Raw genomic sequence first — 26,374 nt, forward strand, 5'->3', positions numbered from 1 at the left:
ATATCTCACTCAATATTCTTATCTTTTAGAACTAATAAACACAAAAATCACCATCTCATGAAACTTTCCCCCGTATTCATTACACTGGTATGTCTTATTTTTTTAAACTGTAAATCACAAAAAAATGAAGACACCGAAGAAAACAACGAAACTATTACCGAAGCCCCAGAAGAGGCACCAAAAAAACCGATTAGTGATATCACTATCGACCCAATAGTTCATGCTACAGCTATTGTAGAGTGGAAAGAAAAAACTATTTATATAGATCCGGCAGGAGGAGTCAAAGCTTTTAAAGATAAGAAACTTGCAGATCTTGTGCTTATCACAGATATACATGGCGACCATATGGATATTGAAACTTTGGATAGCCTGGATTTATCAAAAGCCGAAATTATAGCCCCCCAGGCAGTGGCCGAAAAACTTCCTGCACAATACACAGATCACTTGATTATTCTTAATAATGGAGAAACAAAAGAAGTACAAGGCATATCTATTGAAGCCATCCCGATGTACAACCTAAGAGAAGAAGCCTTAAAATTTCATAATAAAGGAAGAGGCAATGGTTATGTAATCACTTTAGGAAAGAAACGACTTTATTTTTCGGGAGATACAGAAGATATTCCAGAAATGAGAGCATTACAATACATAGATATGGCATTTGTAACCATGAACCTACCCTATACCATGACCGTAGAAAGTGCAGCGAGTGCTGTTCTGGAGTTCAAACCTAAGCAAGTATACCCATATCATTATCGTGGAACCGAAGGACTAAGCGATGTTGCAAAGTTTAAAGAATTGGTGTCAAAAAATCCAGATATAGAAGTAATTCAATTAGATTGGTATCCCAATAACACCAAATAGTAAGTCAATAATACTATTCTAATGTAAAAAGGTCTGCAATAAATGCAGACCTTTTTTATGTGTTCTATGTAGATTATATAATAATTATATCTTTTTTACTCTAACAGCATTCATTCCTTTCTGACCTCGCTCAAGCTCAAAAGTCACTCTATCATTTTCTTTTATCTCTTGCATCAAACCATTCACATGTACAAAATATCGCTCCTGCGTTTCAGTATCATTAATAAAACCATATCCCTTAGAATCATTAAAAAACGCAACTTTTCCTTTTCTTACCGGATCAAATTCCTCTTTTTCTCTTTTAGGAACCCCAATCTCAATATTCTCTGCTTTGATTTTCTTCTTTTTGGTCGGATCTGGTGGAGCATCAGTGGTATACCCATTCTCATCAACATAAGCAATCATACTATCCAAGCCATTACCTTTATTAGAATTAGCTCTACGCTCCTGCTTCTTTTTTTGCTTTTCTTCTCTCTTTTTTAATTTCTTTTTCTCTTTTTCAATTTTACTAAAAGTCTGCTGTGATTTTGCCATTCGCTATTTATACTTTGTTTTTTATTAAACCGATTTTTAACCTTAAAAATGGAGGTTGTCATTGAAATACTAAACGAATGATTGGAAAATAGCAATTTATAAGATTGATTTACCTAATAATTTACCCAGTTGTTGCAATAACGCATACATCTAATATATAAATATTGATATACTGAATTTTTTACAAAGATAAGTTTTCATTTTTAATTTTAGAAAAGTATTTACCTGATTCATGGTTCTGTATGAAATTTTGGCCCTGATAAAACTAAATTCGTAAATTCGAAAACTCATTTTTTGCCTCTAAAACAGTAATTTCTATATTTTTTGAATGAAAAACATTACCCACAAACAAAATCATCTACATTTCGCTATTTACAAACCTTATGGCTATCTAAGCCAGTTTATTAATAACGGACAAAAACAAAATTCAAAAAAACTATTAGGAGAGTTGTATAATTTTCCTGAAGGAACAATGGCTATTGGGCGACTGGATGAAAAATCAGAAGGACTATTATTACTCACTACAGACGGAAAAACCAGTAACCATATCTGTAGTAGTCATGTAGAAAAAGAATACTATGTTCAAGTAAACGGTGATATTACTATAGATGCAATTGAATTATTAAGAAAAGGAGTTGAAATTGGCTTTGAAGGAAAAAAATATATCACTACACCTTGTAAAGCTTCCAAAATAGAAACCACCCCCACATTTCCCGAAAGGCCAAAAAAAATACGTGATGACAGGCATGGTCCTACCAGTTGGGTATCTATCACATTACAAGAAGGTAAATTTCGCCAAGTACGAAAAATGACATCTGCCGTTGGTTTTCCAACATTACGATTAGTACGAATAAGAGTTGGTAATATTTATTTAAATGAAATGAAAGCCGGAGAAGTGAGAGAACTATACACTTTATAACCATACACCATAAATCTATACAATCACTACTATTTATAATTATTTGGATTAAATATTCTGTTTTCTTCCTATAACACATCTTTACTTTCCCTTTTATCATTAATAAAAGTGATATATATAAGAATGATATTCTAAAAAGAGTGTTTTAATTATATACAGTTAGAATTAAAATCCAATAATACAACATAATAAAGACTAATATTCTAAATTAAACTATATATTTAGAATATTTACCTACACTATGTAATTTTGAACAAATTATTAAGCCTATTATGAAATTACATACTACAGAACAACAACAGCTTGAAGAATTATATCATAGCATCAAAAGTACAACACAAAATTTTTTAGGATACCCGGTTTCAAAAGATTTTGATTATTCAGAATTAATGCCATTTCTCCAGTTCCCTTTAAACAACTTAGGGGATCCGTTTAGTGAATCTACGTATCGTGTAGATTCTAGAGCCATGGAGCGTGAAGTTGTAAATTTCTTTGCCGGATTATTTAGAGCTCATGAAAATGATATTTGGGGATATGTAACCAATGGTGGTTCTGAAGGAAACTTATATAGCCTTTATGTAGCACGAGAATTACACCCAAAAGGAATGGTCTATTTTTCTGAAGCAACACATTACAGTATTCAGAAAAATGTAACCTTACTTAATATCAATTATGTGATTGTAAAGTCGCTTCCTAATGGTGAGATGGATTATAATGATTTAAAAGAAGCTATTGGTTACAATAGACATAGACCAGCAATAGTAGTTGCAAATATTGGAACTACAATGACAGAGGCAAAAGACAATACCAAAAAAATTAAAGGAATTTTGGAAGACATGGCTATAGAGAAGCATTACATACATGCAGATGCTGCCTTAGCCGGGGGGTTTGCGCCCTTTGTTACTCCAAGGCCGCAATTTGATTTTGAAGATGGTATCGATAGCATCTCAATCAGTGGGCATAAATTTATAGGTTCTCCCATGCCGTCAGGGGTAGTTATTGTAAAAAAGGATAACAGAGACCGAATTGCAAGAAGGATAGCATACATAGGTAGTTCTGATGCTACTATTACCGGATCAAGAAATGGACACACCCCACTATTTTTGTGGTATGCTATAAAAAAATTAGGAGTCGAAGGGTTCAAAAAACGAACAGAACATAGTTTAAGTGTAGCTTCTTATACAGAAAAAAAACTCAAAGATCTTGGAATTGAAGCCTGGAGAAACCCTAATGCCATAACTATCGTTTTCCCTGCTCCCAGCACAGAAATTATAGATAAATGGCAATTAGCAACAGAAAATGGACAATCCCATATCATTTGCATGCCGAATGTATCTTACGAACAAATTGATAGTTTTATAGCAGATATTGAAGTAGAAATGTGTACCATCTAATATAAAATTAAAATCATACGATTATAACATAACATAATGGGGCATAACAAATTGTAATGATTCTTTCATGAGAAAACATACAATTTTATGGTATTTTCGTCAGTGAATTTGTGTAAAAAGTATATTGTTGTTTCCTATATAAAATACCCCATTCACTATTTAATATAATTCAACAATACTTTCTTATAATGTAATTAACTTATCATTGCAAAGTACCACCGCCTTATGCGGTGGTATTCTGTTTTTATATTATTTTTGCGCCAGTTAAAAAACAATGGTTGTCTTTTTTGGTTAGAATAGCTAACATGTAATAGAAAAATAGAATGTAATACACTATGAATAGATTACAACACATAGAAAATGAACTTTTTGATTTAAGAGTACAATTACAAAACCATAAGCTCTATAAAAATTTAAGCCATATTGATGACATAAAAATATTTATGGAAAACCATGTTTTTGCAGTTTGGGATTTTATGTCTTTATTAAAAGCAATACAGATCAAATTAACTAACACCACTACTCCATGGACTCCAAGAAAAAACTCTGCATTATCAAGATTTATAAATGAAATAGTATATGCAGAAGAAAGTGATATTAATGAATTAGGAGAACCCAAAAGTCATTTTGAAATGTATTTAGATGCCATGAAACAGATGAAGGCTGATACATCCAAAATTGATTCGTTAATTGATTTAATTGAATCCGGAAATGATGTTAATGATGCATTAAGTCAATTACATATTGACCAACACGTAATAGATTTTGTTAAATTTTCTTTCGAAATTATAGAGACTGGCGAATCTCACCGTATTGCATCTGCATTCACTTTTGGTAGAGAAGATGTTATTCCCGATATGTTTATTGAAATATTGAAAAAATCTGACTCAGAAAATAAACGATACAACAAACTAACCTATTACCTGGAAAGACATATTGAACTTGACGGAGATGAACATGGACCGCTTTCATTAGAAATGATTTCTCAATTATGTGGCAATGATTCAAAAAAGTGGGAAGAAACTTTGCAAGTCGCCAAGAGATCACTAATTCAAAGAATTAAGTTATGGGATTGCATTTCTGATTTAATCCAGAAGAAAAAGCTTATATACAGTACATAAAACAATAAAACAAAAGCCTTACATTAAATATAAGGCTTTTGTTTTTCTATAGTGATTACGGTCATAAAGAATTATTTTATGATAAAAAATACACTATTCATTCAATAACCGCTGAAACTCTTCGAGATAAAGACCAATATGGTATCCGTCCATAAGTCCATGATGTACATTAATAGCAATAGGCAAACTTAATTTACCATTTTCTTTGGTATATCTGCCAAAAGAGATTTTTGGTACACTATCCTTAAACTGAAAATGTCTAGCATGTGTAAGTCCTGTAAAATCATACCAGGGAATAGATGAATAATGAATTGTATCTATACGCTTGGCATTATCTGTATGTCGTAATCCTGTACTTTTTTTAACAGCTTCAATTTCTTGTTGCGCTTTATTACAAAACATATCAAAATCATCATCATACTCCATAAATGAAAACCCAAATGTATGATCTTCTCTACCTATAGTTGGTGATGCATGAATTTTATCATATACAAATACTTGATTATCCTCTATACGATATCTAAATGCTTCAATAGCGTTAGCTGCATGAAGAGATTTGTAGAGATAAAACAAAAAATAAGGATATCCCAGATCTTCTATCTTTTGGTATCCTAATGTAAAATCTACAGTTGTAGTTATCCCAAAAAATGGTTCATCAAAACTACCAAAAAAATCAAAATGTTCTTTTCTGTTCCAGGTAGTAAGATCTAGTTTTGTTTTCATTTTTATAATATTTGCAATAACTCGCTAGCCTTTGCAAAACTTTTAAAATTTGGATGATCTATTTTATCATCAACCATTTCATGAGCCCAGGTAGTATGAAATGGAATATGAAATGCATGTGCCCCAATGTTTAAAACGGGTAGAATATCAGATTTTAGAGAATTCCCGACCATTAAAAACTCATTTTCAGTAATATCCAGGTGTTTTACCAGTTTTTTATATTGTTTTTCTGTTTTATCAGAAACAATTTCAATGTGATGAAAATAATTCTCTAATCCAGACTTAATAAGTTTACGTTCCTGATCCAGTAAATCTCCCTTAGTCGCCATCACAAGTCGATATTTCTCTGATAACCGAAGTAATGTTTCATCAATCCCATCGATCAATTCTATGGGCTCCCGAAGCATTTCCTTTCCTTTTTCAATTAACCTCTGTACCAGGTCTATCGTCATATTTCCATTAGAAATCTTGATCGCAGCTTCTATTAACGAAAGCGTAAATGGCTTAATCCCATAGCCATATAATGGCAGGTTTTGCATTTCGACATCAAAAAGTAATTTGTTTGCTTCTTCTTTAGGTAAATACTCTTCTAGTAACGTACAAAACTCTTCTTCTGCTTTTCTGAAAAAAGTTTCATTTACCCAGAGCGTATCGTCTGCATCAAAAGCAATTACTTTAATTTTTTCTAAAGGCATTTTATCTCACCAATTTTTTATACTTAATACGTTTTGGCATTAAATCACCACCTAAACGTTTCTTTTTATTCTCTTCATAATCAGAGAAACTTCCTTCAAAGAAATATACTTGCGAATCTCCTTCAAAAGCTAAAATATGAGTACAAACTCTATCGAGGAACCAACGGTCGTGAGAAATTACCACGGCACATCCTGCAAAGTTTTCCAACCCTTCTTCCAAAGCTCTTAACGTATTGACATCAAGATCATTAGTAGGCTCATCTAAAAGTAATACATTACCCTCTTCTTTTAAGGTCATTGCCAGGTGTAATCGGTTACGTTCACCTCCGGAAAGAGCAGATACCATTTTATTTTGTTCGCTTCCGCTAAAATTAAAACGACTCAAATACGCTCTGGAATTTACTTGCCTTCCTCCCATTGTGACTAGCTCTTGTTCATCACTAAAGTTTTGCCAAATCGTCTTATCAGGATCGATATTACTATGGCTTTGATCTACATAAGCAATCTTAGCAGTATCCCCGACAGCAAAGCTACCTTTATCTGGTTGCTCTTCTCCCATTATCATTTTAAATATAGTAGTTTTACCAGCTCCGTTTGGACCAATAATTCCAACGATACCTGCCTGAGGAAGATTAAAATTTAAATCTTCATATAACAACTTATCATCAAAAGCTTTACTTACTCCTGTAGCTTCGATTACATTAGTTCCTAATCTAGGACCATTGGGAATATAAATTTCAAGCTTTTCATCCACTTGTTTTTGATCCTGACTAAGCAGTTTATCATAATTACTTAAACGTGCTTTTTGTTTTGCCTGACGGCCTTTTGGAGCCATACGAACCCATTCTAGCTCCCGTTCTAAAGTCTTTTGACGCTTAGAAGCTTGTTTTTGTTCTTGTGCTAGTCGTTTTGATTTTTGATCTAACCATGAAGAATAATTTCCTTTCCAGGGAATACCTTCTCCTCTATCAAGTTCTAATATCCACCCTGCTGCATTATCCAAAAAGTATCTATCGTGAGTTACAGCAATCACAGTACCTTTATATTGTTGTAGGTGATGCTCTAACCAATGAACTGATTCTGCATCTAAATGGTTAGTAGGTTCATCTAATAGTAAAACATCTGGTTCTTGTAATAAAAGACGGCATAGCGCTACCCTTCTACGTTCACCACCAGATAGTACTCCGATTTTCTTATCAGATTCTGGAGTACGAAGTGCATCCATAGCTATTTCTAGCTTGGTATCCAGCTCCCATGCATTACTGGCATCAATCTGATCCTGCAGGTTGGCTTGTTTATCCATAAGTTCCTGCATTTTATCAGGATTCTCATAGACCTCTGGTAAACCAAACATATCATTGATCTTATTATACTCGTCTAAAATGGCAACAGTTTCTGCCACTCCTTCCTTTACTACTTCTAGTACAGTTTTTTCAGGATCCAGTTTTGGTTCTTGTTCTAACAAACCAACTGTATATCCTGGAGCAAATACAACATCGCCCTGATAGTTTTTATCTATTCCTGCTATAATCTTAAGTAAAGTAGATTTTCCAGAACCATTAAGTCCCAGGATACCTATTTTAGCTCCATAAAAAAAGCTGAGATATATGTTTTTGAGAACCGGAGTATTTGCACTTTTGTACGTTTTACTCACTCCGGACATCGAAAAGATTACTTTTTTATCGTCTGACATAAGCCCTTAATTGTTATTTTTAGATTGTATAGTTTATAAGAGTTAAACTCTCCCTTTTAATGCATTAAAAACCCAGGCAATTGCAAAAAAGCCCACTCCAACAGCCGCAAAACCATATCCCGATACATCTCTATATCTAAAAGCTCCTAATGCAATAAGTGCTAAACCAACTATTATCATTATAAAAGTTGCCCAAGCCAACACTGTATTTTTATTCATTCCCATAAATTATTTTTTTAGTTTAGTACGGTTACTCATGTTTTTATACATAAGCAAGTGCAAATATCGGTATTTTATCGTCAAAACACAGGTTTTTATAGAGTTGTTAAGACAAAAAAATAGTTTACCTATTGTCCTACAGTAAATTAAGAATTTACTTTTATTTAAAAACAGATCTTCAAGAGTCTAGTCTCAACGCTAAAACATAGTCCTGGAGATTATTAATGACGTATGCACCTCTTTTTCTGATTCAAAATATTAGCATACTCATGATCATACTTCCTTAGATGTAAACAAAAGTTATGATCAAATTATTTTTCGGGTATTAAATTTAAGCACAAAAGAGTAGGAATTTCTAATTATAGTTTTAGCACCTTCCGTTATTAAATCACTAAAAAACAACAAGTTAAATAACTTGAAAAGTAATATTCTAAAAACAAAATAATAGTACGGTTTAAATTGGTCTCCTATCCTTCATAAAATCTACGTTTTTTGTATTTTCGTGCAAACAATACACACAATATACACAATACACAAAATGGATATAAACTTCAACAAAAACGAAGATCATAATAAACTCTTAGTATCAGAATTACGACAACGCCTTGCCAAAGTAAAATTAGGAGGAGGCGAAAAACGTATCGAAAAACTTCATGCCAAAGGCAAAATGACAGCAAGAGAAAGAATCGATTATTTATTAGATACAGATTCTAAATCTATAGAAATTGGCGCTTTTGCAGGAGAGGATATGTATCATGATCATGGGGGATGTCCTAGTGGCGGTGTCGTTGTTAAGATTGGATATGTAAGTGGAAAACAATGTATTGTTGTGGCTAATGATGCAACAGTAAAGGCTGGTGCCTGGTTCCCTATTACAGGAAAGAAAAACTTAAGGGCCCAGGAATTATCTATTGAAAACAAATTACCTATTATCTATCTTGTTGATAGTGCGGGAGTATACCTACCAATGCAAGATGAAATCTTTCCCGACAAAGAACATTTTGGGAGGATATTTCGCAATAACGCAGTAATGAGTAGTATGGGAATTGTTCAAATCTCTGCAGTTATGGGGAGTTGTGTTGCCGGAGGTGCATATCTGCCAATCATGAGTGATGAAGCTCTAATTGTGGATAAAACAGGTAGTATATTCCTTGCAGGAAGTTATTTGGTAAAAGCAGCTATTGGAGAAAGTATTGATAATGAAACTCTGGGTGGTGCAACTACTCATTGTGAAATTTCTGGAGTAACCGATTATAAGGCTAAAGATGATGCTGATGCTCTGGATACAATCAAAAATATAGTGTCAAAAATTGGAGATTTCGAAAGAGCCGGTTTTAATCGTAGTAAACCTGTTTCTCCAAAAGAAAATCAAGATGAAATCTATGGCATTTTACCAAAAGCAAGAAATGAACAATATGATATGATGGAAATCATCAATCGACTGGTTGATGGTTCTGATTTTGAAGAATACAAAGCCGGATACGGACAAACCATTTTAACTGGGTATGCACGTATCGACGGATGGGCCGTAGGCATTGTAGCAAATCAACGTAAAATAGTGAAGACTAAGAAAGGAGAAATGCAGTTTGGAGGTGTCATCTATTCTGACTCAGCAGATAAAGCGACCCGATTTATTGCCAATTGTAATCAAAAGAAAATACCATTGGTATTTCTACAGGATGTAACCGGATTTATGGTGGGTAGTAAAAGTGAGCATGGAGGTATTATTAAAGATGGTGCAAAAATGGTAAATGCCGTGAGTAATAGTGTAGTACCAAAATTTACCATAGTAGTTGGTAATTCTTATGGTGCAGGTAATTATGCAATGTGTGGCAAAGCATACGATCCTAGATTAATTGCTGCCTGGCCAAGTGCAGAATTAGCGGTAATGGGCGGCGCTCAAGCAGCAAAAGTATTGTTACAGATTGAAACGGCTTCTTTAAAAAAGAAAGGAGAGCAATTATCTGAAGAAGATGAGAAAGCGCTGTTTAATAAAATTAAAGCTCGATATGATAAACAAACTTCTCCGTATTATGCCGCTGCACGAATCTGGACAGATGCTATCATAGATCCTTTAGATACGAGAAAATGGATTTCTATGGGTATAGAGGCTGCAGATCATTCTCCAATTGAAAAGAAATTTAATTTGGGAATCATACAAGTGTAAACTAAAAATATCTCGTATGTACTAATGATTTGCGTATTAAAAATGTATGTTTTTTGGTTTTTTAGAAAATTTAATTTTATAGCTTAATTAACCATTTTAAATCTAGATAAGTTCATAATCCTTAAAAAAGAACAACAAAAGTCTATTAATGTAGGTTCATTTGATAGAGGGTGCCTTCAATTTCTAGTATGTTCGAAAGATAGTGACTGCCCTTGTAGAGGTTGTGGAGTAACAATCTCGGGCCACTAGTTGATGATTTATGTGCTTTTAAAGGAAAATAGAAATCCAGTCGATTCCTTAATTATACTAATATCTATTTTATAGATTAATAAAATATAATTAGTATTCAGTATATTTATTCATCTATTTGCATATCTTCATTTACGAAGAATGAACATACATCAGTTATGAAATTATATGTCAACACGTTATACATACTCTTGATACTAAGCTTTATTTTTTTATTGAGTTGTCAGACTGCTAAAAAAGTTGCTTTCGAGGTCCCTGTAGATACTACTTCAAAAAAAATCAACTACCAAATTAAGCAAACATATACGTTAAAAGATATTGGTGTATATGCCAATAATGAATTTGACGGAGCCCGTTTAAATGGATTTAGAAAGATAAATGATAGTACTGCAGCAGTTATTATAAATCCTGAAAATGCCCCTATAAATAAAAGTGCATACTACGCCTTTAAAGCTTGGGCCGATACGCCTAAATCCTTTTATTTCCAGTTTCAATATCCCGATGGACATGAACACAGATATCTTCCACAGTTAAAAATAAATAACGAGCAATGGAAAAGTATTGACTCTATTAATTTATATCAAACTAATGAAAATACTACGATAAAAATTAAACTAGATAAAACACCTTTATTAATTGCTGCTCAGGAAATACATTCTTCTAAACATGTTAAGGATTGGTATACAAATTTGATTAAGGGAAAAGAGAATTATGTAAATCTGAGTGTATTCGGAACCTCTAAATTAGGTAGGGAATTACCCGTGTTAGACATTTTTAACGGAAATCCCGAAAATAAGGATATAATCGTTTTGTTAACGCGTCAGCATCCTCCAGAAGTTACTGGTTATTTTGCCTTTCGACACTTTGTACAAACTTTATTAGATGAAAACTCTGAGCTTTCAAAAGAATTTTTGAATAGGTATCGTGTATTAGCTTTTCCTATTATGAATCCAGATGGTGTAGATCTTGGTCATTGGAGACATAATGCTGGTGGTGTTGATACTAATCGAGATTGGTCTGCATACCGACAACCCGAAATTAAGCAAACAGTACAGTTTATTTCTAAAACATTAAAAAGAAATAATTCGAAACTAATATTAGGTCTTGATTTTCATTCTACCTGGTATGATATATTTTATACCAATGAAATACGAAAAGGTACTACTCTCCCCCATTTTATAGAGAATTGGTTTACCGCATTAGAAAACAATATTCCTGACTATGTTGTAAACGAAAAACCAGGAAACAGCAAGAAACCGGTTTCTAAAGGATGGTTTCTATATGGACATAATGCTACAGGTGTAACTTATGAAATAGGTGATGATACTCCAAGAGATAAAATAAAAGTTATCGGTACGATTACTGCACAACAAATGATGAAGATTTTGACCGATAAGTGATGTAATTCAATTTACTTTCTTTTAGGAATTGTAATCAATTCGGTCTGTCTATTATTCACATATTTAAAACCTGAGACACTCCAAAAACCTGCTTCTTCGAGCATAATACGAATATCTTTTTTCCATTCTGGGAGTGTTACTGTAGTATTTAGTTCGATAGCATACACAGTATTTTCATACAAGGGGTAATCTCCTGTTCCCGAGACTCCACCTTGTGCATCCCACATTCCTATTGTTGGGCCTGCAGAGTGGCCAAATACGCCTAATGGATGTGTGTATATTGACGGTTTAAGTCCTTCGGCTTTTGCTTGTTCAAGAGATTTTAATAAAATCTCATTTCCAGTCTTACCAGTCTTAAAATTAGAAGTAAAAATGTCCTGTACTTTATTTCCATCTGCAAAAGCTTTTGTTAAAAACTCAGGAGGAGATATTTCTCCATTTTTAAGAATATAGGCGTGTTGCTGGCAATCTGTATTTAATCGTAGATATGTAATCCCAAAATCACAATGAATCAAATCTCCCGGTCGAATTACTTTATCTTTTGGTCGATCAGAAAAGGAAACAATATGGCTTTGTAATGCTTCACCCGAACGCTGAATATCTACCGTAGGATGAAACCAGGTTTTTAATCCCATATCGGTTACCTTTTGCCTTAACCACCAAACTACATCATCTGTCGTAGTCGTTCCTGGCTGTATAACCGAAGTACTATATGCTTCATCAATAATATCATGAGTGATTTTTACCAACTCTTTATATATTTCCATTTCCTGTTGGGTACGTGTTTCTACCCACGCAATTGATAATTTTTCGGCAGAGGAAATTCTTGACTTATATTCTTCTGGCAGCACATTCATCAACTCATCATAGTCTGTTTTTACTATACCATCCAGAATTCCGAAGTCTTTAGAATAATTAATTCCAATTTTTTTAGGATCTCTTTTTGAAATTATATCAATAAGTGCTTTCCATTGATCTGGTTGTTCATCTTTGTCCCAGGCAGAATCAATATTTTTGCCTACATTATATCGAGCTACCGCCAGTTTTTCTATTGTATTTTTAGCTTTATCCCTATAAAAAACCAATATAGTTCTCCGTCTGGCATTTAACCAGGTCGAAGGTAGCATTGTTTTAAGCACAGGGTCTTCATTGTATTCTCTAGAAATCAAAATCCACATATCAAACTCTGTACGATCCATTAGTTGAGGTAAAAGATTATCGAATCGATCTTTTAAAACCATATCAATTGCTGCTGCTCTTTCTCTTTGGTTTAGAATTTGAGATTGAATGGCAGTACTCAGAAAAAATAAGGTTATAATAAATAGGTTTTTCATTGTGTGATTAGTATGAGGGAATTAAATGTATAATTGAAATAAAAATATCACAAAAAAAGACACCTGCAAAACAATACAGACGCCTCTTTCTAACTTTAACAATACCTTTTGATTACTCTATAATCCCGGATAGCTATTCATAAGTCTTATAAATTCTGCTTTATATCCCTGGTCATCTTTTTCCTTATTCGTTTCGGCTAAAGCAATTATATCTTTAAGGTTTTGGTTTTCAATATATTTCGAACCTCTTAGTTTCATCCCAAACCAAGCGATTGACGCTACAAAATTAAAATCTTGTGAAGCAGAAGTTTTGGCACCTGTATGTAAAACATGAGTCATTTCAATACTCTTTTTCTCTTGTGGTTTTTTATATCTAAACTTAACAGTTAATAGTTCATCTCCATATTCTTTATTAATCGTTGAATTGGTATATTTTAGATCTGCAATCTCTTTTAGATATTTGTTTTTTACTCCTACAGGAATTACCTCATATAGTGCGGTTACTGTATGCCCGCTTCCCAATTCTCCTGCATCTTTAGTATCATCTATAAAATCCTCATCCGCCAAAAGTCTGTTTTCATATCCTATCAATCGATATGCCTGCACTTTCCCTGGATTAAATTCAACCTGAATTTTTACATCTTTAGCTATTGTATATAAAGTACCTCCGAATTCTTGCCCCAATACTCTTTGTGCTTCTTGCATGGTATCAATATATGAATGGTTGCCATTACCGGTATCTGCCAATGTTTCTAGCTTACTATCCTTGTAGTTTCCCATCCCGAATCCCAGACATGTTAGAAACACATTAGATTTACGTTTTTCTTCAATCAATTTTTTCATGTCTTTATCACTACTAATCCCAACATTAAAATCTCCATCGGTAGCCAGGATAACTCTATTATTGCCATTCTTTATAAAATTTTCTTTTGCTATTTTATACGCCAACCTTATTCCTTCTCCTCCTGCCGTTGATCCTCCCGCTTCAAGGTTTTGCAATGCTTGATTAATTTCGTGCTTATTAGCTCCAGATGTGGGCTTTAATACCATTCCTGCTGCCCCTGCATATACAACTATAGAAACCTTGTCTTTTTCACGTAATTGATTAACCAAAAGTTTAAAAGCCTTTTTAAGTAGAGGTAACTTATTGCTGTTACTCATCGACCCTGATACATCAATTAAAAATACAAGGTTAGATGCGGGAATTTCATGTTGAGGAATTTCTTTTCCTTTTAATCCTATCTTAACCAATTGGGTTTTTGTATTCCAGGGAGTTGAAGCATACTCAGTATGAATTGCAAAAGGATGTTCGTCTTTGGGTTGTTCGTATTGATAATTAAAATAATTGATCATTTCTTCAATTTTAACGGCATCTGCAGGAACTTTAACTCCATTATTAATCATTCTACGAATATTACTATAGGATGCTTTGTCTACATCAATAGAAAAAGTCGAGAGCGGGGCCATTTGAACTTTTTTAAAATCATTCTCAACAATTTCTCGGTATGACTCATCATTTTGTACTTTATAATTACCAGAATGCGTAGTAATTACAATGCATCCATGTTTAGCCTTAGCTCCATAAACCGAAGTTGCTTTTTTATTTTTAAGCACTTCTACCTTTGCAATTTTTGTTGGATCTATTGCGTTAACTACGGCTATGTCTTTATTATCAACAGGTACTCCATCTACCACATACATCGGTTGTTTTGTCCCCGAAACCGAATTAACTCCTCTAACTTTTAATGTATTACCTGTATTAAAAACCCGTACCCCAGGCGACTTATTTACGTGCCTTTGCTTGTGTTTTCTCCCTTTCCTTCTTGGTCTATTACTAGATACAGCATAACTCATTGATTTTCTCACTCTATTTGATCCATATGCTGTAACAACCACTTCTTGTAATTCTGCTGAAGAAGGAATCAATTTAATATGCATAAAAGCCGAGGTAGCCGTTACTTTTTCTTCAGCGGTTTCGAATCCTATGTAAGAAAACAGTAGTGTATCTCCTATAGTAGCAAGAATAGTATAATTACCATCAAAATCTGTTTGCGTTCCGTTGGTGCTTCCTTTTATAACAATATTTACACCTGGTAAAGGCTGGTTTTGATCATCTGTTACCTTTCCTGTAACTTTTATGTCTTGTGCATTTGAAACCCCTGTTATAAGGAAGACAAATAAGATGTATTGTAATAGTCTCATAGTTAATAGTTTTTAATTATAAACCAAAACTATGCGTTCTTATAAGCGATAACAATCAAGAATGAGTGAAGTCGTCTTTTTATTGAGTAAAAAGGAAAATATTGGTTTTTATGTTTCAAGAAAATGTAAAAGAGAGAAGTTTATTATCTGAATTGATTGGTTAATACAATCTATACTTTAACCAGAAAAGCATTACAATTTAGAATTCATAGCCAATTCTACGGTTTGTTTTCTTTGCACTTTTCCGTTCTCTGTTCCTATAAATTGAGGGATAAAATAAATCTCTTTCGGGATTTCGTACTTATTTAAGGTATTTAAATTCTGTATCGCTTCTTGCAATGTTAGGTATGCAATTTTATCATACTCACGTTCTATTAGTAGGATTACTTTGTCACCAAGCGTATCATCGGGGATACTGGTAATAAAAAAACGATGTCCGATCAATAGTTGTAATTTTGTTTCTATCTCTTCTGGATATAACTTCACTCCTCCACTATTAATTACATTATCATGACGTCCTTTCCACAAAAACTTTTTATATGTTTTTAGCTCTACCACATCATTAGTAATAATCGTCTCTTCATTTAGCTGCGGAGCTTTAATAATCAAGCAATTTCTATTATCAATGCTTAGCGTAATATTAGGTAGAGCCTTAAAATAGTGAGCATCTTTTTTATCTTTTTTCTTCGGGTTTATTCTTCTTGCTGCTATATGAGAAACTGTTTCAGTCATACCATAGGTTTCAAATATTTTAGTCTTAAAACCTTGAACCAATTCTTTTAAGTTTTCTGAAACTGGGCCACCTCCTACTATTAACTTTTTAATTAAATGAAGTCTATTAAGAGAGTTATCTAATTGTAGAGGTACCATTGCGCAAAAATCATATTGCTTATACACGGTATCCAAAGGATTTGTTCTTGGAGGTACCAAATCTATTTTCCATCCCAGCACCATAGCTCTTACAAGCATCATTTTTCCTGCAATATAATTTGCAGGAAGGCATAGCAGTGCGGTAGTTCCTTCTTCAGATTTAAAAAACTTTCCTGTTGCTATTGCACTATTGATCATGTGTTGTTTATATACCTTAATTTTTTTTGGTTTTCCTGTAGAACCCGAGGTTTGCACAACAATATGATCTTTTTCATTTAACCAATCTAACAAAAAACTTCCTGCTTCCTGTTCATATACCTCACCTTCCTTAATAAAACTATAGGCTAAAGATTTTAGTCTTTCTTTATCAAAAGAACTTTTATTTATTGAGAAGCTTTGATGTATTTCGGGTATAGAAAATGTACTTTTCGTTTGCATATTCAAATTTCAATTTTCTAACATACTCATAAGTTATCAATATGTAAAGAGTGTGTTATTTCTTTGTTAGTTATTCTGAAATTGTATCAGGTTGTATGTTTCCAAAAAGTTTATCTTTCCATCCTGTCCATTTATATTTTTTAGCTAATATGAACAGATAAACAGGATATAATATAATAACTGGAAGTACAATATCAATACCTGCTGAAGGTTCTGATATATCTAAAAATATTGCATTGGTTTGAAAAGCGCTCCAGTCTGTTGTAACCAACATTGCAGCCATTATATTATTTGCTGCGTGAAAACCTAAGGCTAATTCCATACCATCGTCCATTAGAGTCATAATACCTAATAGAAGGCCAGTTCCTATATAAAATACCATCATAATATAGCCTAGTTTCTCAACTTCTGGATTTAAACCGTGAAGTAATCCAAACGTTACAGAAGTAATGATAAGTGGTAACCATTTATTCTTAGCTAAAACACCTATACCTTGCATTAAATACCCTCTAAACAAATACTCTTCAAAACTGGTTTGTAATGGTAACAAGAATAAAGAAATTAAAGCCAAGATTAAAAACGGAATCATTTCAAAATTAAGCTTATAAATTTCTGGTTCTACATAATAGCTAATCACAAAAAACACAATATTTATAGATGAAACAAGAAAGAATGTAAACCAAATACGTTTCCAATCAATCTTTTTTCTTGTTGTAGTCAATTCTCTAATCTTTTGTTTGTGAAGAAACTTAGCAGCTATAAATAACCCCAATAATCCAGATATAAAACTTATAATTACTAAGGTTAGAAATAAATTAGAATTCATATCTAACGAGGTAAAGTTAGATTCTGCAGCAACCATCAACGTTTGTAAATCACCAGTATTTATAAATGCTCCTATGAATAAAGGGATAATACCTATAAATTGCCAAAAAATAAAAATGATTACTAACCCGATTAAATATCTCCACCATTCATGTTTTATTTTAAGTGCTTGTGCTATATACATATAATCTTAATTTAAATAATTTACGTTCCAGTTTATGTTATTATAATATCCCAAAGTTCCTTGACTAACAACCAAAGGTGAATCAATATTATTTGTATACAATCCTCCCGTTCCTAAGCCTTGAGGCATTTTGTTATTTAAGGTATATGTATATTGCGCAATAGCGTTTAATCCTATGTTGCTCTCCAGTGCGCTGGTAATCCACCACCCTATTCCAAAAGATTCTGCTATATCAATCCATTCTTTGGTTCCTTTAAAACCTCCTATCAAACTTGGTTTAAGAATAATATATTGTGGTTGTATAGTTTGTAATAGTTTTTTCTTTTCTGTTACATCAAAAACACCAATTAACTCTTCATCTAGTGCTATTGGTAATGGGGTTTCTTTACATAAGTTTGCCATTTCGTTAAGCTGTCCTTGTCGTATAGGTTGCTCTATACTATGCAGATTAAATACAGAAAGCTGTTTTAGTTTATCTAAAGCGTCTTCTGGTTTAAACGCGCCATTAGCATCTACTCTTAATTCAATACTATCTGAAGAAAACTGAGATCGTATATAGGACAACAAATTTAATTCTGTTTCAAAATCAATAGCCCCAATTTTCATTTTTATGCAATCAAATCCATCATCTAATTTAGAGGTGATTTGTTGTCTCATAAATTCTTTATCTCCCATCCATATGAGTCCGTTGATAGAAATTTGTTCTTCACCACGGGTAAATGGTGAAGGAAACAGTAAAAAAGGAGAATTCCTTTCTAAAGATCTAAACGCCATCTCTACTCCAAATTGAATACTTGGAAACTCTATAAGTTCTTCCCAAAGCTTGTCTACACCTAAATGAATATTCTCACAGGTCCATTTTAATGTATCCTCATAATCTGGTCGGTCATCGATACTTAATGTTCTTAGAATTCCGCACTCTCCTATTCCTTTCTTTGTTCCGTCAGAAATCACGATAAACCAGGTTTCTTTGGTTTTTAGAATCCCTCTCGAAGTACCGCTTGGTCTTTTAAACTGAAGGATATGCTTATAATATCTGGCATTCATTATAATGTGATACTTTCTCCTATATCTAATAGCATAAGGTCTTTGTTTTTTTCAAAAAACTTTTGTTTGGCTTCATCATGATCAATTTCAATATATCCAAAAGTATCATAATGCACTCCTAATATTTTATCGCATTCTACAAAACCACTTGCAATAATAGCATCATCTACACCCATTGTAAAATTATCACCAATAGGTAGAATAGCAAGATCCAAAGTATTTCTCAACGGGATTAATTTCATATCCATTGTTAATGCTGTATCACCAGCAATATAAATGGTTTTATGCTCTCCTTCAATAATAAACCCTCCTGGTTGCCCTCCATATGTTCCATCGGCGAAGCTACTGGTATGAATTGCATTCACATATTTTACTTTTCCAAATTCAAAACTCCAGGTTCCTCCATGATTCATAGGATGTATTTCGACACCTAGATTCTGGTAATATGTGGCAATTTCATGATTTGAGACAATCGTAGCATTATTATTTTTGGCTATAGCTTCTGCATCAAGAACATGATCTTGATGTGCATGAGTAAGCAATATATAATCTGCTTTAATTGTATTTATATCAATTTTATCCTTAGCTAACGGGTTACCCGAAATAAATGGATCTATCAGGATATTTGTTTCATTGATTTCAATTAATAAAGTATTATGACCGTAAAAGGTGATTTTCATGTGTGAAAAATTTAAAACTAATTATATTACAAATAGGTTCTGAGATACAATAGAATGCTCACAAAAGCTACTATATATTATCTGCTATAACAGAGTTCGACTAAATTATAAAATCTGCCCCAGACTAAATAAAATTGACAGTAAAAATGTTGTTAAAGCTATTTTTTTAAGCTCGGGATCTAATAGTTCTGAATTACTGGTTTTAGCAACTTTTCGTATATGAACAAGTAAAGGTATATAAGCAATCAAGAACAAAAAGTTCATAGGTGTTTTATAGGTAGCATATAAATATACTAACATGGATAGCATAGCTATAATTAGTAAGGTAAAATGATAAGTTCTTGCTCGATTAATTCCTAGTTTTACAACAAGTGTATTTTTACCTGCTTTTTTATCACTATGGTAATCTCTCATATTATTAAGATTTAACACTGTGGCACTCAATAATCCGATAGTGATAGCAGGTAGGAAGACAAGAACATGTAGTTGTTTTGCAAACAAAAAGTAACACCCAACGACACTAACTAAGCCAAAAAAGATAAATACAAAAAAATCTCCTAAGCCTCTATAACCATACGCAGAGCTACCCATTGTGTATTTAATAGCAGCAGCTATAGCAGCAAGTCCTAATATGAAAAAGAATACAGAATAGAAAAAGTACTCTTTTCCGAAAGAAACATAAATTAAAGCAATAGCAACTCCTAAGGTGATTAATGCTGTAAGTACTATTCCTTTATACATTTCCTTTTTAGAAATGGTTCCACTTTGCAAAGCTCTTTGTGGCCCTACTCTATCTTCATTATCAGTTCCCTTTACTCCATCACCATAATCATTAGCGAAATTGGATAAAATTTGTAAACCTAATGTAGTAATAATAGCCAGCCAGAAGGTATTTGTTTCCAAAAAGTTCTTATAACCTAAAGCAGATCCAACAACTATTCCCGAAATCGATAGTGGTAACGTTCTTAATCTAGCTGCAGAGATCCATGCTTTGAATTTGGTCATTTTTATAATTTTGACTTCAAAGGAACATTATTTTTATAGAAAAATGAAAATTAATTACATCAATTCTTTGCCTTAAGAGTTTACAAAAATGTGTAACAAATCATAATATCACTTATTTTTACAAATTTAGTAATTCATCTTACTCTAATTTTTATAAGACTTTTTATAGCTTAGCATTTTTAAATCCCTAAACACAATGATTAAACATATAAAAACCTTTATTTTTTTGCTCTTATGCCTAATGATTGGATGTAAGGATGAGCCAAAGAAAAATGGTATTAATCAATCAAAATCCACTCAATCTGATATTCAAAAAGTAAAAAAAACAAAAAAACCTCCTTTTATTTGGGAAGGGTCTAATATCTATTTTTTATTAACCGACAGATTTAAAAATGGAGACCCAACAAACGACGAGGCTATAAAGCGAACTAATGAAACAGGCAAGTTAAGAGGTTTTGAAGGGGGTGATATCAAAGGCATTATTCAGAAAATAAAAGATGGGTATTTTAAAGCACTCGGAGTAAATGTTATATGGTTTAGTCCGATAGTAGAGCAAATACACGGAAGTGTAGATGAAGGTACAGGAAATACATATGCGTTTCATGGATATTGGACAAAGGATTGGACAAAAATTGATCCTAATTTTGGTACCTATAAAGAATTAAAAGAATTAGTAGATACAGCTCATAAGAATGATATTAGAATTCTAATGGATGTGGTAATGAATCATACAGGTCCTGTTACAGAGCAGGATCCTGTCTGGCCTGATAGTTGGGTACGAACCTCGCCGCAATGTACTTATAAAGATTATGAAAGTACTATAAATTGTACGCTGGTAAAAAACCTCCCCGATATTAAAACAGAGAATAATGAAAATGTAGAATTACCCGAAGCGCTAATAAATAAATGGAAAGCCGAAGGTCGATTAGAAATAGAACTTGCAGAGATAGATGTTTTCTTTACCAAAACACGGTTAAAAAGATCTCCCAAGAATTATATTATCAAATGGTTAACTGATTATGTTAGAGAGCTAGGAATAGATGGATATCGTGTAGATACAGTAAAACATATTAAAGAAGATGCATGGAGTATATTGGCCGAACAAGCTAAGCTGGCATTCTTAGAATGGAAATCAAAAAACCCCGATAAAACACTAGATGATAATGAATTCTATATGTTGGGTGAATTATATGGCTATGGAATTGACGGGAAACGATATTATGATTTTGGGGATCGTAAAGTAGACTATTTTGCTCATGGATTTAACAATATGATCAATTTTCAGTTCAAATATGATGCTAATCAACTTGATTATGAAAAATTGTTTAGCAAATACAGTAAAGCTTTATATACCAATTTAATTGGTAAAGGAATAACGAATTATATAAGTTCTCATGATGATGGTAACCCTTTTGACAAAAAAAGAAATAAAACGTATGAATCTGCCACCAAACTGTTACTAACTCCTGGTATATCCCAGATATATTATGGAGATGAGATAGCTAGACCTTTAATTATCGACGAAACCAAAGGAGATGCCACACTTAGATCTAATATGAATTGGGATTCAATCGATAATGAGGATACCAAAACACTATTACAGCATTGGCAAAAACTAGGAGTTTTTAGAAAAAATCATCCCGCTGTAGGAGCAGGTAAGCACAAAATGATATCTCAAAAACCTTATGTATTCTCAAGAAAGTATCATAAAAATGGAGTATCAGACAAGGTGGTAATAGGATTAGGTCTTCCTATGGGCGAGAAAATAATTAAAATTAATTCGGTTTTTCCAGAGGGAGCTATTTTAATCGATGACTACTCGGGTAAAGAAGTTACAGTTTCTAATGATTCGGTAATGGTTGATTCTGAATATGAAATTGCTCTATTAACAGTGAAAAAGTAAATTAATAACAGAGAATTCTTTTTAAGTATCTATTGTAGTTAAATGACTATTAATTTGGTTTACTTTTTTCTAATATTCAAAAATAATATATTTCAAGATTAGAACTATATAGCGATTGTATATATACATATGTACCATATATTTATATGAATCTAAAGTAAAAATTGGATCAGATATCAAGTAGTAAATTGCTAATTTATTTAAGTTCATAATACCCCATGAAGAACTTACCTCCTTAGGATAAGGAGGTAAGTGTTGGGGAAAACAAAAAAAGTAAGGGAAAAATTGTAATTGGAATACATGTCAAAGATAAAGAGGTTTGGTGCATATACGGTTACGGTTTTACCTCAAACTTTAGCCGGAATAGTAGTATGAATTGAAGATAAGCAAGTTAATCAACTGAAAAACAGTTGTTTATCATAAATTAACTCTGTATGTTAAATTATACTAAATAAAAAAAACAAATATCTGTATAAATAAATACCCGTAATTGATTTCTAATAATTCAAGAAAAATTTAAATTTGCAATCATTAGTAGTTAATCATCTTTATAATATTACCCATTTGGAAAATAAAAAAGCAATCAAGTTAATCGATAAAATTCTGGTAGACCTGGAAAAAACAGGTATCAACACAGATGCACTAATTGTAGACCTTAAAGAATTAAGGACTTATGCTTTAGAAGAGCAAATACCACTTGTAGTAAAGGTTCTTAGGTTTACTTATGAACATATAGAAGAAAATAATTCTTTTCTCATACCTATTCCGGATGATGAACCTATAGATGAGGACAACGAAATACCAAATAATGATGAAACCAAAGACCCCGTAGAGAGTCTTAAATATTTGGTATCGTTAACAAAAAGTCTAAAAAACAGAACAAATATTTCAGATTTAAAAGAGTACAGAGATGCTCTTATGGAATATTAAATTATAGATTTTTGGTGAGTCGTTTTTCTGATTCAGTTTTTAAAAAATTATAGATCTTATAGAAGCGTCATATCTTTTATGTAAGAATGGCGCTTCTCTTTTTAATAGTATCAATCATTTTTTAATATGCTATCAATCGTAGTAAGATACTCCTCAAATTTTATTAGATTATTATGCGATCCTTTTGGTATTGTGATCATTCTTTTGTTTGAAACTGTAATACTATTAAATAATAGCTCTCCCGATGTATAAGGGACTACTCTATCATCGGTGCCGTGATAAATAGTAACATCACAAACTACATTTTGTATAAACTCATGAGACGGAATTTTATATTGTAGCAATAGGTTTGTTGGAAAAATAGGTAACCAACTTTCTGCAACATCTTTCATATTATAATAGGGAGTTTCTAATATCAAATGATTAGGTCGATTGTCTGAAGCTATTTTTACTGCTATTCCGGTTCCAATAGATCTTCCATAAATAGTTATTTGATCTTCGGGATATCGTTCTAAAACATAATTATAGAACAATTGTGCATCTTCATATAATTTTTGTTCACTGATTTTCCCTGTACTTTTTCCATACCCCCGATAATCCATTATAATGACATCATATTTTTTTTGAGCAAAGAACATCGCTATTTCCCCCCAACGTTTCAGGCTTCCCTTATTTCCATGAAAATACAAAATCACCCCTTTGGGATCTTCATTAACAAAACGAATAGCATTAAGACGACTATTATCTTTAGTTTCTAGAAAAAACTCTTCAAAAGGATGCGCAAATTGAAAAATAAAATCTGTAGAAAGTTTTTCTGGTTGAAAAATAATTTTTTCCTGAAAGAAATAAAGTAATACCACAATAATACTATACAATGCTATACTCCACAATAGTATTTTTTTAAGCTTGTGCATTTGCTTTTTTTGAAGAATGCATAACACCAATACTTGTATTAGAAAGATTTATCTTCCTCATTTTAGAATTGATAATTTCTCCAAGCATCTTATGATAAGATTCAAAATTATTCAAATTTTTATGCCCTCCTCCTATAACAGTATATAATCGCGTAAGTTTTGGTCGAATTTTTGATAATTTAATACTTGATTTAAAAGGAATCAATTTATCATGGGTGCCGTGTATAATATGAATAGGGCAATTTACATACTTAAGCCATTTATAGGTCGGTATAGGGTACCTCATAATTAAAGAAATTGGCATAAAAGGTATAAACTTTGCAGCAACCTTATTTAGACTATAATAAGGAGCATCTAATATCAACATTTTAGGATTATTGATAGAGGCCAATTTTGTAGCAAATCCAGACCCCATTGAACGACCGTATAAAATAATATACTCTTCCTTTACTCTTTCTTTAATCTTATTATAGACAAACTGAAGATCTCTTTTTATTGCTTTAAAAGAACGTCTACCCGTACTTTTACCAAACCCTCTATAATCCAACATAAATACATCATACCCATGTCTTGTGAAGTCTACAGCAAATTTTCCCCAGCCTTTAATGCTTTTAGAATTTCCTTTAAGATATAGAACAACACCTTTTGGGTTCTCTACTTTAAAATGAAGACCATTAAGTATAGCACCATCTCTTGTTTCCAGGTTGTATTCTTCTACAACCTGATTGTTATAATGAAACTCAAAATCCTTATCTAACTTCTCTGGTTTAAAAATGAAGTACTCCTGCAAGTAATACAAGCCTACACTTACAACGATATACATTGCAAGAACACTAATTGCTATATATCCCCAATATGACATCCAATTATTCTTTTTTGTAAGTATCTAATTTACAAAAAATTAAATTGAGGTATAAAAAAATCCTGCTTTGGCAGGATTTTAAATACGTATTATTTGTTAAAATTTATCGTCGCGCATCATAAATTCTGAATCGAACTCCTACCCTTGCATAAATATCAAAGAATTTACTATTAGTATCGGTAATATTATCTACAAAATCGTTCATTACTCCTACTTCTGCCATAATATCGAACATCTCTCCTACCATTTGAGAAAAACCAGCTCCGTACACACCACCAATAATCAACTTCTCATAGCCATCATCTTCTAATTCTACACCATTTATTTCAAATTTTGTATTTACTCGAAAAGAAGGTCCGACATTAATAAAACCACGAAACCGATCTTTACCATCACCAGTTAAATATCTAAATTTTGGATTAAATCCAACCTGAAGCGTCTCTGCATCACCTGTTCCTTCTATTTCACTGGTACGCTGTAGAAGGTCTAAAGAAAAAACAATACTTGTTCTCGCTCTAACTCCCATTACATAACCATATCCGGCATTAACATAAAAACCTGTTCCGCCTGTAGTTTCGGTATTATCAAGGTTTAGTTTAGAAAAAGTAGCTCCAGCAGAAACTTCCCAGCGATATTGCCCATAAGAAACAACAGAAAGCGTTGCAAAAAGAATAAAAAAGACTATTTTTTTCATGATTTCGAATTTAAATTTGAGGTTGTAATAGAGCGAAAATACTAAAATTTAAAAAACGACCATAAAAAAACCTGCCATATGACAGGTTTTTTTATGGTCTATATTGAGATAATATCTTTTATTTATGCATAAAACCTTGTTTTTGTAATAAAAACTCTTCAGTTTCTACTATATCCTCATCAGGAATACAACAATCTACAGGACATACTGCAGCACATTGTGGTTCTTCATGAAACCCTTTACATTCTGTACATTTATCAGGAACAATATAATATACTTCATCACTAACGGGCTCTTGTGCCTCATCGGCATTTACACCTTTACCACCAGGAAGAACTACATCTCCTTCTAAATCTGTACCATCAGAATATCTCCAATCATCAGCCCCTTCATAAATTGCAGTATTTGGGCATTCTGGCTCACATGCACCGCAGTTTATACATTCATCTGTTATTATAATTGCCATAGCTCTTTTTTATTCTAAATTTGCAGCACAAAAATAGCTCGTAAA

At 32.6% G+C, this 26,374-nt stretch carries 24 protein-coding genes; 8 read left to right on the forward strand and 16 right to left on the reverse strand.

The genetic code is table 11. The features are described 5' to 3' along the window. The first annotated feature begins 57 nt into the window (after positions 1 to 57). Positions 58 to 861 (forward strand): MBL fold metallo-hydrolase, encoded by an 804-nt coding sequence (locus DK441_RS25445; RefSeq protein ID WP_109853352.1) that lies wholly within the window; start codon positions 58 to 60, stop codon positions 859 to 861. 84 nt (positions 862 to 945) lie between these two features. Here DK441_RS25445 and DK441_RS25450 read toward each other — a convergent pair whose 3' ends face one another. Next, positions 946 to 1,395, reverse strand: coding sequence for a cold-shock protein (locus DK441_RS25450; RefSeq protein ID WP_109853353.1), 450 nt, complete (start codon positions 1,393 to 1,395; stop codon positions 946 to 948). Between the two features lie 328 nt (positions 1,396 to 1,723). Between DK441_RS25450 and DK441_RS25455 the strand changes: the two genes are divergently transcribed. The 3 genes from DK441_RS25455 to DK441_RS25465 all read left to right on the forward strand — a co-directional run bounded on the left by DK441_RS25455 (position 1,724) and on the right by DK441_RS25465 (position 4,829). Beyond that, positions 1,724 to 2,314, forward strand: a complete 591-nt coding sequence (locus DK441_RS25455) for a pseudouridine synthase (protein ID WP_109853354.1) — start codon at positions 1,724 to 1,726, stop codon at positions 2,312 to 2,314. Between the two features lie 272 nt (positions 2,315 to 2,586). Beyond that, the gene (locus DK441_RS25460; RefSeq protein WP_109853355.1) at positions 2,587 to 3,708 is read left to right on the forward strand and encodes a histidine decarboxylase; all 1,122 of its coding nucleotides are present in this window, start codon (positions 2,587 to 2,589) and stop codon (positions 3,706 to 3,708) included. Between the two features lie 335 nt (positions 3,709 to 4,043). Continuing rightward, a complete protein-coding gene (locus DK441_RS25465; protein ID WP_109853356.1) occupies positions 4,044 to 4,829 on the forward strand; it encodes a DUF3050 domain-containing protein in 786 nt (261 codons plus the stop codon). 93 nt (positions 4,830 to 4,922) lie between these two features. On the opposite strand, the gene DK441_RS25470 is transcribed toward DK441_RS25465, so the two are convergent. Genes DK441_RS25470 through DK441_RS25485 form a run of 4 tightly spaced genes read right to left on the reverse strand, consistent with a single transcriptional unit; the run spans position 4,923 to position 8,165 of the window. Then, positions 4,923 to 5,552, reverse strand: a complete 630-nt coding sequence (locus DK441_RS25470) for a chloramphenicol acetyltransferase (RefSeq protein WP_109853357.1) — start codon at positions 5,550 to 5,552, stop codon at positions 4,923 to 4,925. A 2-nt stretch (positions 5,553 to 5,554) separates the two neighbouring features. Further along, positions 5,555 to 6,247: an HAD family hydrolase gene (locus DK441_RS25475; RefSeq protein ID WP_109853358.1), complete on the reverse strand. Its 693-nt coding sequence runs from the start codon at positions 6,245 to 6,247 to the stop codon at positions 5,555 to 5,557. A 1-nt stretch (position 6,248) separates the two neighbouring features. Next, positions 6,249 to 7,940 carry an energy-dependent translational throttle protein EttA gene (gene ettA, locus DK441_RS25480; protein ID WP_024769436.1) on the reverse strand — a complete coding sequence of 564 codons (1,692 nt, stop codon included), beginning with the start codon at positions 7,938 to 7,940 and terminating at the stop codon, positions 6,249 to 6,251. A gap of 42 nt (positions 7,941 to 7,982) precedes the next feature. Next, entirely contained in the window at positions 7,983 to 8,165 is a 183-nt protein-coding gene (locus DK441_RS25485) for a CAL67264 family membrane protein (protein ID WP_034238511.1), read from the reverse strand. A gap of 532 nt (positions 8,166 to 8,697) precedes the next feature. Here DK441_RS25485 and DK441_RS25490 point away from each other — a divergent pair. Beyond that, complete coding sequence (locus tag DK441_RS25490) at positions 8,698 to 10,326, forward strand: acyl-CoA carboxylase subunit beta (protein WP_109853359.1); 1,629 nt, start codon at positions 8,698 to 8,700, stop codon at positions 10,324 to 10,326. Positions 10,327 to 10,733: 407 nt separating this feature from the next. Continuing rightward, the gene (locus tag DK441_RS25495) at positions 10,734 to 11,975 is read left to right on the forward strand and encodes a M14 family metallopeptidase (protein WP_109853360.1); all 1,242 of its coding nucleotides are present in this window, start codon (positions 10,734 to 10,736) and stop codon (positions 11,973 to 11,975) included. Positions 11,976 to 11,986: 11 nt separating this feature from the next. Here the strand turns inward: DK441_RS25495 and DK441_RS25500 are convergent, their stop codons facing one another. The 7 genes from DK441_RS25500 to menA all read right to left on the reverse strand — a co-directional run bounded on the left by DK441_RS25500 (position 11,987) and on the right by menA (position 20,560). Further along, positions 11,987 to 13,309 carry a M24 family metallopeptidase gene (locus tag DK441_RS25500; RefSeq protein ID WP_109853361.1) on the reverse strand — a complete coding sequence of 441 codons (1,323 nt, stop codon included), beginning with the start codon at positions 13,307 to 13,309 and terminating at the stop codon, positions 11,987 to 11,989. Positions 13,310 to 13,426: 117 nt separating this feature from the next. Beyond that, positions 13,427 to 15,511, reverse strand: a complete 2,085-nt coding sequence (locus tag DK441_RS25505) for a VWA domain-containing protein (protein WP_109853362.1) — start codon at positions 15,509 to 15,511, stop codon at positions 13,427 to 13,429. Positions 15,512 to 15,703: 192 nt separating this feature from the next. Beyond that, on the reverse strand, positions 15,704 to 16,819 hold the full coding sequence (locus DK441_RS25510) for an AMP-binding protein (RefSeq protein ID WP_109853363.1): 1,116 nt from the start codon (positions 16,817 to 16,819) through the stop codon (positions 15,704 to 15,706). 70 nt (positions 16,820 to 16,889) lie between these two features. Further along, on the reverse strand, positions 16,890 to 17,828 hold the full coding sequence (locus DK441_RS25515) for a CPBP family intramembrane glutamic endopeptidase (protein ID WP_109853364.1): 939 nt from the start codon (positions 17,826 to 17,828) through the stop codon (positions 16,890 to 16,892). A 6-nt stretch (positions 17,829 to 17,834) separates the two neighbouring features. After that, complete coding sequence (locus tag DK441_RS25520) at positions 17,835 to 18,875, reverse strand: o-succinylbenzoate synthase (protein ID WP_109853365.1); 1,041 nt, start codon at positions 18,873 to 18,875, stop codon at positions 17,835 to 17,837. Next, entirely contained in the window at positions 18,875 to 19,555 is a 681-nt protein-coding gene (locus DK441_RS25525; RefSeq protein WP_109853366.1) for a metal-dependent hydrolase, read from the reverse strand. Before DK441_RS25525 ends, DK441_RS25520 begins: the two co-directional genes overlap by 1 nt. Positions 19,556 to 19,660: 105 nt before the next feature. After that, positions 19,661 to 20,560: a 1,4-dihydroxy-2-naphthoate octaprenyltransferase gene (menA, locus tag DK441_RS25530; RefSeq protein WP_109853367.1), complete on the reverse strand. Its 900-nt coding sequence runs from the start codon at positions 20,558 to 20,560 to the stop codon at positions 19,661 to 19,663. Positions 20,561 to 20,756: 196 nt separating this feature from the next. Between menA and DK441_RS25535 the strand changes: the two genes are divergently transcribed. Beyond that, on the forward strand, positions 20,757 to 22,463 hold the full coding sequence (locus DK441_RS25535) for an alpha-amylase family glycosyl hydrolase (RefSeq protein ID WP_109853368.1): 1,707 nt from the start codon (positions 20,757 to 20,759) through the stop codon (positions 22,461 to 22,463). A 564-nt stretch (positions 22,464 to 23,027) separates the two neighbouring features. Further along, positions 23,028 to 23,393 (forward strand): hypothetical protein, encoded by a 366-nt coding sequence (locus DK441_RS25540; protein ID WP_109853369.1) that lies wholly within the window; start codon positions 23,028 to 23,030, stop codon positions 23,391 to 23,393. A gap of 110 nt (positions 23,394 to 23,503) precedes the next feature. On the opposite strand, the gene DK441_RS25545 is transcribed toward DK441_RS25540, so the two are convergent. From DK441_RS25545 to DK441_RS25560, 4 genes are all read right to left on the reverse strand, one after another. Further along, positions 23,504 to 24,307, reverse strand: coding sequence for an alpha/beta hydrolase (locus DK441_RS25545; protein WP_109853370.1), 804 nt, complete (start codon positions 24,305 to 24,307; stop codon positions 23,504 to 23,506). After that, positions 24,294 to 25,169: an alpha/beta hydrolase gene (locus tag DK441_RS25550; RefSeq protein WP_109853371.1), complete on the reverse strand. Its 876-nt coding sequence runs from the start codon at positions 25,167 to 25,169 to the stop codon at positions 24,294 to 24,296. Before DK441_RS25550 ends, DK441_RS25545 begins: the two co-directional genes overlap by 14 nt. Positions 25,170 to 25,272: 103 nt before the next feature. Continuing rightward, positions 25,273 to 25,863: an outer membrane beta-barrel protein gene (locus tag DK441_RS25555; protein WP_109853372.1), complete on the reverse strand. Its 591-nt coding sequence runs from the start codon at positions 25,861 to 25,863 to the stop codon at positions 25,273 to 25,275. 118 nt (positions 25,864 to 25,981) lie between these two features. Continuing rightward, a complete protein-coding gene (locus DK441_RS25560; RefSeq protein ID WP_074406040.1) occupies positions 25,982 to 26,329 on the reverse strand; it encodes a 4Fe-4S dicluster domain-containing protein in 348 nt (115 codons plus the stop codon). Between the last annotated feature and the right edge of the window lie 45 nt (positions 26,330 to 26,374).

It is taken from the genome of Aquimarina sp. AU58 (assembly GCF_900312745.1).
Taxonomy (GTDB): Bacteria; Bacteroidota; Bacteroidia; order Flavobacteriales; family Flavobacteriaceae; genus Aquimarina; species Aquimarina spinulae.

Excerpts from the sequence above, each read along its gene's own strand:
- DK441_RS25515 (WP_109853364.1), bottom strand. The coding sequence starts at position 17,828 with ATGTATATAGCACAAGCACTTAAAATAAAACATGAATGGTGGAGATAT.
- DK441_RS25520 (WP_109853365.1), bottom strand. The coding sequence starts at position 18,875 with ATGAATGCCAGATATTATAAGCATATCCTTCAGTTTAAAAGACCAAGC.
- DK441_RS25475 (WP_109853358.1), bottom strand. The coding sequence starts at position 6,247 with ATGCCTTTAGAAAAAATTAAAGTAATTGCTTTTGATGCAGACGATACG.
- DK441_RS25505 (WP_109853362.1), bottom strand. The coding sequence starts at position 15,511 with ATGAGACTATTACAATACATCTTATTTGTCTTCCTTATAACAGGGGTT.
- menA (WP_109853367.1), bottom strand. The coding sequence starts at position 20,560 with ATGACCAAATTCAAAGCATGGATCTCTGCAGCTAGATTAAGAACGTTA.
- DK441_RS25465 (WP_109853356.1), top strand. The coding sequence starts at position 4,044 with ATGAATAGATTACAACACATAGAAAATGAACTTTTTGATTTAAGAGTA.
- DK441_RS25445 (WP_109853352.1), top strand. The coding sequence starts at position 58 with ATGAAACTTTCCCCCGTATTCATTACACTGGTATGTCTTATTTTTTTA.
- DK441_RS25500 (WP_109853361.1), bottom strand. The coding sequence starts at position 13,309 with ATGAAAAACCTATTTATTATAACCTTATTTTTTCTGAGTACTGCCATT.
- DK441_RS25485 (WP_034238511.1), bottom strand. The coding sequence starts at position 8,165 with ATGGGAATGAATAAAAATACAGTGTTGGCTTGGGCAACTTTTATAATG.
- DK441_RS25555 (WP_109853372.1), bottom strand. The coding sequence starts at position 25,863 with ATGAAAAAAATAGTCTTTTTTATTCTTTTTGCAACGCTTTCTGTTGTT.
- DK441_RS25470 (WP_109853357.1), bottom strand. The coding sequence starts at position 5,552 with ATGAAAACAAAACTAGATCTTACTACCTGGAACAGAAAAGAACATTTT.
- DK441_RS25460 (WP_109853355.1), top strand. The coding sequence starts at position 2,587 with ATGAAATTACATACTACAGAACAACAACAGCTTGAAGAATTATATCAT.
- DK441_RS25510 (WP_109853363.1), bottom strand. The coding sequence starts at position 16,819 with ATGCAAACGAAAAGTACATTTTCTATACCCGAAATACATCAAAGCTTC.
- DK441_RS25525 (WP_109853366.1), bottom strand. The coding sequence starts at position 19,555 with ATGAAAATCACCTTTTACGGTCATAATACTTTATTAATTGAAATCAAT.
- ettA (WP_024769436.1), bottom strand. The coding sequence starts at position 7,940 with ATGTCAGACGATAAAAAAGTAATCTTTTCGATGTCCGGAGTGAGTAAA.
- DK441_RS25455 (WP_109853354.1), top strand. The coding sequence starts at position 1,724 with ATGAAAAACATTACCCACAAACAAAATCATCTACATTTCGCTATTTAC.
- DK441_RS25535 (WP_109853368.1), top strand. The coding sequence starts at position 20,757 with ATGATTAAACATATAAAAACCTTTATTTTTTTGCTCTTATGCCTAATG.
- DK441_RS25490 (WP_109853359.1), top strand. The coding sequence starts at position 8,698 with ATGGATATAAACTTCAACAAAAACGAAGATCATAATAAACTCTTAGTA.
- DK441_RS25545 (WP_109853370.1), bottom strand. The coding sequence starts at position 24,307 with ATGCACAAGCTTAAAAAAATACTATTGTGGAGTATAGCATTGTATAGT.
- DK441_RS25550 (WP_109853371.1), bottom strand. The coding sequence starts at position 25,169 with ATGTCATATTGGGGATATATAGCAATTAGTGTTCTTGCAATGTATATC.
- DK441_RS25560 (WP_074406040.1), bottom strand. The coding sequence starts at position 26,329 with ATGGCAATTATAATAACAGATGAATGTATAAACTGCGGTGCATGTGAG.
- DK441_RS25450 (WP_109853353.1), bottom strand. The coding sequence starts at position 1,395 with ATGGCAAAATCACAGCAGACTTTTAGTAAAATTGAAAAAGAGAAAAAG.
- DK441_RS25495 (WP_109853360.1), top strand. The coding sequence starts at position 10,734 with ATGAAATTATATGTCAACACGTTATACATACTCTTGATACTAAGCTTT.